The organism is Mycobacterium sp. TH-M82 (assembly GCF_057473605.1).
On sequence record NZ_JBYCKY010000687.1, the window covers coordinates 1 to 1,023 of the forward strand.

Annotated in this window: 2 protein-coding genes; one reads left to right on the plus strand and one right to left on the minus strand. The window is 68.4% G+C overall.

Annotated elements, in window-relative coordinates; genetic code table 11:
• On the plus strand, nucleotides 1-845 hold an 845-nt coding region (locus tag AC2VON_RS20275), incomplete at its 5' end, for a PE/PPE C-terminal domain-containing protein (protein ID WP_486954524.1).
• Here the strand turns inward: AC2VON_RS20275 and AC2VON_RS20280 are convergent.
• Nucleotides 828-1,023, minus strand: a 196-nt coding sequence (locus AC2VON_RS20280; protein WP_486954525.1) for a hypothetical protein, incomplete at its 5' end; no start/stop codon positions are given. The two genes, AC2VON_RS20275 and AC2VON_RS20280, sit on opposite strands and share 18 nt — an antisense overlap.

Genomic DNA, 1,023 nt, shown 5'->3' on the forward strand with positions numbered 1-1,023 from the left:
CATTGAGCACCCCGCCGACCGTGACCACCGACACCGGGCTAGCCCAGCAAGCCGCGGCGACCACCCACGCCACCGCGACCGCGGCCGGCACCCCCCACGCCAGCCTGTCGCAGCTGTTGTCCAGCCTCCCCACCACCTTGAGCGCACTGGCCACCGGATCGACCGGCGCCAGCGGATCCACCTCATCGCTGAGCGCAGCGGTGAATGCGCTGGGGCTCAACATCCTCGGCGCCGGGTCGGGATCGAGCACCAACGGACTGACCGGGTTGATCAATCTGATGTCGGGTACCGTGCCGACTCCGCTCTCGAATGCGTTGAACTCCGGCTTTATTTCCAACGAATTCTTCGCCGGCTATGTCTTCTGGCCAGGGTTGTTCCTGGACAACGTTGGAGATCTGATGGCCCTCGGCACGATCGTCGGGCGGACCATGGCCCCGGCACTGGCGGCACCCGGTTTACTAGGCCCGATCGCGTCGGGAACCGGCAGCATCACCCCGACTCTGGGCGGGCTGGGCACGCTGGCCGGCCAACACGCCCACGACGCCGACATCAGCGCCGGTGTCGGCAAAGCCACCCCGATCGGGGCGCTGTCGACGCCCCGCGCCTGGGCCACCGCCGCGCCGGCGGGAGGGATTCGCCTGACCGCCGCGGTCTCGAGCTCCCCAGCGTCGATGCCAGGTATCGGCATCGGGCCGATGGGGCTGCCGGGTATGTCGCCGCCGGCTACCGCGGCCGGAACAAGCCGTCCTGGACCGCATTACGGTGCCCTCCCGCGTTACGGCTTTCGCCTCAGGGTGTTGCCTCCCGCGCCGACCGACAACTCAACCTCACAGAAAGGGGTTTAGTGAGTTGAGCACACCCGACATGTCGAGCATCGTCAGCCGGCCGATTCCGGCCGCGGTAGGCACCCCGCTTATCCGACTGCCCCGGGGGGTGAGGTGATGGCCGGTGGACTGGATTTCGGGGCGCTGCCCCCGGAGGTCAACTCCGGTCTGATCTATGCCGGTTCGGGTCCGCAGTCGC